The sequence below is a fragment of the Microcystis sp. M090S1 genome (assembly GCF_020246295.1).
Taxonomy (GTDB): domain Bacteria; phylum Cyanobacteriota; class Cyanobacteriia; order Cyanobacteriales; family Microcystaceae; genus Microcystis; species Microcystis aeruginosa.
The window spans coordinates 25,803-32,586 of the sequence record NZ_JADBTF010000484.1; the positions used below are offsets into that span (position 1 = coordinate 25,803).

Genomic DNA, 6,784 nt, shown 5'->3' on the forward strand with positions numbered 1-6,784 from the left:
CTAATTAATTTTTGAGAGTTCAAAAATGAGAAAAATAGGCATAAAATTGCATAAAATCCTTAGATAGAGCATTTAATTGATTAATGCTCATTCTTAATTCTCCTGACTACTGACTACTGGCTACTGACTCCTCACCTAAGGTCAGATTTTTGATTTTTGCCAGAGGTCTAATTACTGACCCGATTCGATCGCTCCTTCGGCCTCATGGACAATTGCCCTCAATCGATCTAAGGTTTTCTGGTCCACCTGGGTCCATAATCCCCGTTGTTGAGCTTCTAATAATCTTTCGGCCATATCTCGCAATGCCCAGGGGTTTTTCTCCTGAATAAATTGTTGTACCTTCTCGTCAAATAAATAAGCTTCGGCTACTCCCTGATAGATAAAATCCTCCACTAGATGAGTAGTGGCAGAATAGGCAAAAATATAATCTACGGTCGCAGCCATCTCGAAAGCGCCTTTATAGCCGTGTCGCATCACTCCCGCTATCCATTTGGGATTAACCACTCGCGAACGGTAAACCCGGCGAATTTCTTCCTCTAGGGTTCTGATGCGGGGATTTTCCGGTCGGGAATGATCACCAAAATAGGTGACGGGATTTTTGCCGGTTAAAGCCCGGACACTGGCAGTTAAGCCGCCTTGAAATTGATAGTAGTCATCGGAGTCGAAAATATCGTGTTCCCGATTGTCCTGATTGTGCAGCACTATCTCTAATTCTTGCAGTCTATTTCTTAATACTTCCGGTAAAGAATGGGCAGTTCCTTGACTATCATAGGCATAACAACTCCAGTTAATATAAGCATTAGCTAAGTCTTGATCATTTTGCCAGTTTTGTGACTCGATTAACCCCTGTAAACCGGCCCCGTAAGCACCCGGTTTGCAGCCAAAGATTCTGGCAGTAGCTCTCAGTTTCGCCTCTTTTTCTCCTAAGCCCTGACTTAGCCAAAACTCCCTCTCTGTCTTCACTTTCGCCGCTAAAGGATTAATTTTTTCTTCTTCCTCTTGACAAGCTACCGCATTTATGCCAGAATTAAGAAGATGTAGTATGCTGGGGAAACTGTCCCTAAAAAAGCCCGATACCCGAACAGTCACATCAATGCGAGGACGGCCTAAGCTAGACGGGGTAAGGATTTCAAACCCGACCACCCGACGGAAAAAACCATCCCAAAGGGGACGAATTCCCAGTAAAGCCATGGCTTCGGCCACATCTTCGCCACTATTTCTCATCGTCGAAGTTCCCCAGATAGAAATCGCCAAAGTGCGGGGATATTCGCCATTTTCTTGGGTATAACGTTCAATTAGTGCCTCTGCGGCCTTTCTTCCCACTTCCCACGCGGTTTCTGTGGGGATTGCGCGGGTATCGACGGAATAGAAATTTCTGCCGGTGGGGAGAACATCGGGACGGCCGCGGGTAGGAGCGCCGGAAGCACCACTGGGGACGTATTGGCCAGTGAGACCTTTTAAGAGATAGGTAAGTTCATCGGGGGTTTGTTTTAAAGCAGGAATTAACTGATTTTCTAGCCAAACCAATTCTTTTGCCGTATTTTCGCCTAGAGGTTCAATTTTCTGGCTAATTAAATCCTGAGCGAGACTTTCCAGATAGGTAGTAGTATCGTTATATTCCGTCAGGGGGTCGCAGTCGAGATGGAGGTCAAGGGCGATCGAACGGGTTAAACCGGGGCGGTCGGGACTAGGAGAACGAGCGATCGATTGGATTAAATCAATTAACTGCTGACCCTGGGGACATTGACCGAAGATATGTAAACCGTCGCGGATTTGTGCTTCCTTGAGTTCACAGAGATAACCATCCACGAGGGTGAGAAATTGACTAAAGGAAGTGCTGGTCGCAACGCGCTCGCTACGCGAGATCGTGCCTAGCTCTCGATCGAGATTAGTTTTCGCCACCAGGTCGTTAATCCGCTCGCGAATCAGAGCTAAACGAGAAGGATCAAGAGATTCTGCCTGATAATATTCATCGATGAGAGACTCTAACTTTTCCCAATCCCCATACAATTCCGCTCGCGTCATTGGGGGGGTGAGATGGTCGATGATAACAGCTTGGGAACGTCTTTTAGCGCTGCAACCTTCTCCGGGGTCATTGACAATAAAAGGATAAAAATTCGGCAGCGACGAGAAAGCAATTTCGGGATAACAATTGGGAGAAAGAGCGAGACTTTTCCCCGGCAGCCATTCTAAATTGCCGTGTTTACCGAGATTAATTACAGCAGTGACCTGGAATTCCTGTCGTAACCAATGGTAAAAAGCGAGATAGCTGTGGGTAGGTTCGAGGTCGGGGGAATGATAATTAAGAGTCGGGTCAAGGTCGTAACCGCGAGAAGGTTGAATACCGATAAAGACATTACCTAACTGGATGCCGGGGATAGGAAAATCCCTGTCCGGATGTCCCCAACGGTCAAGCATAGCGCTTTGATTATCGGGGGGAAGGGAGGAGAAATAATCTAGATATGCTTCTAGGGAGAGAGATTGATAGATAGGTTTTAATTCCCTTGTCTCCAAGTCATTAGTGATACCGGAAATAAGCAATCGCATTAATTCATCGCTATGGTCGGGTAGGTCGGTGAGGGTATAACCTTGGGTTTGTAATGCGCGAAGAATTTCCAGACCACTAGCGGGAGTATCTAAACCGACTCCGTTAGCGATACGACCATCCTTATTGGGATAGTTGGGGAAAATGAGAGCAATTTTTTTCTGGGAGTTGGGAAGGGAGGAGAGTTGACAATAGTTTGCGGTTAAATCAGCGACAAAATCAACCCGGTGGGGGAGGGGTTGATAGATAACTATTTCCGTTTCTAGTTTGGGATGTCGGGTGAGGACAGATTTAAAGGAAATAGCGCGGGTGATAATTTTGCCATCCATTTCCGGTAAAGCGATATTCATGGCCACATCCCGGGGGGAAAGACCTTGATAACCCTGTTGATAAGCTTCTAAACTGCTGCTGCTGAGGATAACTTGGAAGATGGGTTTATTGAGAGACTGCCAGAAGTGATGATTTTGTTTGTCTTCCGGTCGTTGGATAGAGAAGCTAGTGGTATCGAGAATTAAGTCTGGGGGATGGTGGGAAAAGAGGGTTAATAGTTCCTCTTGCACTTCGATTTCCCGCAGAGAGGAGAGAAAGATAGGGACAGTTTCAATATTTCTTTGGGTGAAAGCGCTGATTAAAGCATCGATAGCTTTGGTATTACCCGCGAGATAATGGGAACGATAGAAAAGTATCCAAGTCCGTGCTTGGGGTTGGGATAGGGTTATCTGGGAATAGATTCCCAACCGAGGGACAACCTGAGGAGGAGAGGGAGGATAGTCGAGATGGAGACAGGTATGCGCGATAAATTTAGCAGCATTAATCCAGTTATCTATCCCTGCTTCCGTGAAATAGCACCATAACTGATTAACAGTAGTCAGGGAAGCAGTGGAATGACTCATCAACTCTAAATCCGGTTTATCCTCTCCCGGGAGGACAAATAAAGTCGCACCGGTTTCCTCGACAATTTCCTTAACTACTTCCAATCCGTAGGACCAACTCCCACGTCCCCCCAATAAGCGAAGAATAATTACTCTTGCTTGGGATAGTACCTTGTCCCCATAGTGATCGATACTGTATTGCTGCTGTAACTGCGATAAATTCAGGGCGCGAATTGCGGGAAAATTATCGGGTAGATGGTCGATAGCTGCCGCTAGAGTTTGAATATCGGTATCAGCCATGGTGAGGAGAACAATCGGGGCCGGATTTTGGTCAATAATAATCACCCCTTCGGTATCTGCTGTCCAACCACCCGCTTGGGGAGCAATACGATGCATAAGTTTTGAGAGTCAGGTTAAATAATGATTAGGTTTTGAGAATCAGGGTCTCGATCGAGGGATCATTCTTAGGTAGATAGAGATGATTATATCTGTCTGCGGCAATTTAAAGAACAGGGAATAGGGATTAGGGAATAGTAGGGGATAGGGATTAAGAAAACTTCACTAAAAACCCAACCCCAGTCCCCTTACTGATGACTGGGGTGTGGGGTGTGGGAAGTGGGGAAGTGGGGAAGTGGGGAAGTGGGAAGTGGGGAAGTGGGAAGTGGGGAAGTGGGGAAGTGGGGGAAGTGGGGAAGTGGGGGAATTTCAACTAAAACCCCAAAACCCTAACACCCTATCACCCTATCACCCTATCACCCTATCACCCTATCACCCTATCACCCTATCACCCTATCTCCTCCTGCCTCCTGCCTTCTGATAACTGATAACTGATAACTGATAACTGATAACTGATAAATGAACGCTTCTCCCGCTTATGTTTGCTGTCAAGTGTTGTCATCTACTCACCTCGAACAAATTCGTTCTTGGTGGGGACAGTTGGCAATACAGGTGACAGCACCGAGGATTAGTCTAAGTGAAAGAGATATTCCCCCACAGACAGGAGAAATCTATCAACTCTTGCTTTCCACTGACCTACAAGCTTTATTGTTAGCCAGTCCCCAAGGGAATAATTTTCAGTACGAAGTCCGCATTAGTTTTGAAGCGAACACGATTAAAAATTTTCTGCAAGGACTGGCTGTCAAGTCTCTCCACAACCCAAAAATTCAGCAGGGTTATCAAATTTTAAATCTGCCTCTATCCATTAATGTCAGCAGTTTTCAAAATAAAATTTTAGTCAAAATTCTCTCGATAATTTCTTCTCCGTCTGCTGATAGAGATTGTTCCCGCATCTTCTCCGTTTGTCAACCGGTAGAAGCTGCCCTATCCCAACAAATCCAACAGGAAAGATTATTAAACCAAGTCATCACGCAAATGCGTCAGAGTCTGGAGTTACCGGTGATTCTGGAAACCGTAGTCAGGGAAGTGCGGGATTTTCTGCAAGTGGACCGATTGTTAATTTATCAATTTTTCCCCAGTACCGGTGAGGTAAAGGGAAAAATAACTTCCGAGTCGCGCATTTCTGACCAGATAAATTCGGTGTTAAATTTAACCCCCGAAGACGATTGTTTTTCCTATATTCCCCAATACAAAGAAAAGTACCGTCAAGGATTAATTCTGGCTGTGGATGATGTGGATGTTAACTATTCTTCTTCCTTCTGTTTGTCCGAATTTTTGCGACAACACCAAGTGCAATCAAAATTAATCGCCCCGATTGTGGTACAAGAAGAATTGTGGGGTTTATTAATTGCCCATCAATGTCAAGAAAAACGCCAATGGTTGCCGCAAGAAAAGAAATTTTTAGGTCAGATTGGTGAACATCTCGCCATCGCTATCTATCAAGCGCAATTATATTCTCAAGTACAGGAACAAAAAGATATTTTTGAACGCCGGGTAATAGAAAGAACCCAAGAATTACAAGATACTTTAATGGCCGCAGAAGCCGCTAACCTCTGCAAAAGTGAATTTTTAAATAATATTAGTCATGAGTTATTAACTCCCCTAACTTGTATTATCGGTTTGTCCAGTACCCTGCAAAAATGCTCGGCAGCCAATAATTTTTTACCCCCCGACAAACAAAAACAATATCTAAAAGTTATTCAGGATAACGGCAATAAACTATTAGAATTAATCAATGACTTGCTTAATTTCTCGCAAGTTTCGGCGGGGAAAGCTGTTTTAGATATTAAACAATTTTCGCTAAAATATCTCTGTAATCATGTTTTAGAAATTATTAAAACAGAGGCAGAAACTAAAGAAATTAATCTGATTTTAGAAATGAGAATCACCGAAAAAGAGCATTATTTTTACGCCGATTATGATCGAGTTCAGCAGATACTTTTATACTTGTTAAAAAATGCCCTGAAATTTACCCCCGAACAGGGTGCTGTCACGCTGAGACTGTGGAAAGAAGGCAGTCAGGTCATTTTTCAGGTAGAGGACACGGGCATCGGCATTCCTGCTCAAAAAATACCGCTTCTGTTTGAAAAATTTACCCAATTGGATGGCTCCCGCAAACGTCGTTATGGTGGTGTGGGATTAGGATTGGCTTTAACTAAACAATTAGTGGAACTCCATCGCGGCACGATCGAGGTAGAATCTTGCTTAGATAAAGGTTCCATCTTTACCGTCCGTTTACCTCAACAAAAGCCCCCCAAACCCCAACCCTCGGATCATAATCCCCATTTTAATCACCACCATCCCACTATAGTTTTGATTGAAAGTGACGAAGAAATCGCCAATCTTATTTGTGAGTTATTGATGGTGGCACATTATCAAGTTATTTGGTTAATCGATAGTGTCTCCGCTATCAAAAAAATTGAGATCGTGCAGCCAGGTATTATAATTGTCGATCGGAAAATGCCTGATATATATCATCTCTGTCATCTTTTAAAAAAATCTAGCCAAACTCAAGCCAGTAAAGTGCTAATCTTGAATGATACCCCTGAAATCAGCGTTAATTTTCTTGGTCGTCATGGCATTGACGACTATCTCCTCAAACCCATTCAACCCTCCCTATTGTTGGAAAAAATCCGCTATCTAACCGCTTTATAAGTAGGGTTTGCGGCAAAAAGTTTTTCGGTGGGGGTAGGGGTGCATCTCATACTAAATCCTGTTTAAAAAGTATAGGATAGTGGGGTGTGGGGTGTGGGGAGAAACAATTCATAACTTGAGAGTTAATCACACTATTAAAAAGGGATTTGGTATCATTTTTGTAAATCTACTAATTTGGGATTTTTCAGGGGAAACTTTCTCCTAAAATTGGGTGTTACTTTCGGTTTTATCACTCAATCCAAGCTTTTGGGGGGTAGAACCCCCCAAACCCCCCGTTGGGGGCGTGGCGCCGCCCCCAAACCCCGGAGCGCATTAG

Annotated in this window: 2 protein-coding genes; one reads left to right on the forward strand and one right to left on the reverse strand. The window is 44.1% G+C overall.

All coding sequences use genetic code 11. The features are described from left to right. Positions 1–171: 171 nt before the first annotated feature. Entirely contained in the window at positions 172–3,813 is a 3,642-nt protein-coding gene (gene cobN, locus IM477_RS21420; protein WP_287733381.1) for a cobaltochelatase subunit CobN, read from the reverse strand. Positions 3,814–4,272: 459 nt separating this feature from the next. Here cobN and IM477_RS21425 point away from each other — a divergent pair, with 459 nt between their 5' ends. Then, on the forward strand, positions 4,273–6,468 hold the full coding sequence (locus IM477_RS21425) for a hybrid sensor histidine kinase/response regulator (RefSeq protein WP_287733382.1): 2,196 nt from the start codon (positions 4,273–4,275) through the stop codon (positions 6,466–6,468). Positions 6,469–6,784 lie beyond the last annotated feature (316 nt).

Excerpts from the sequence above, each read along its gene's own strand:
- cobN (WP_287733381.1), bottom strand. The coding sequence starts at position 3,813 with ATGCATCGTATTGCTCCCCAAGCGGGTGGTTGGACAGCAGATACCGAA.
- IM477_RS21425 (WP_287733382.1), top strand. The coding sequence starts at position 4,273 with ATGAACGCTTCTCCCGCTTATGTTTGCTGTCAAGTGTTGTCATCTACT.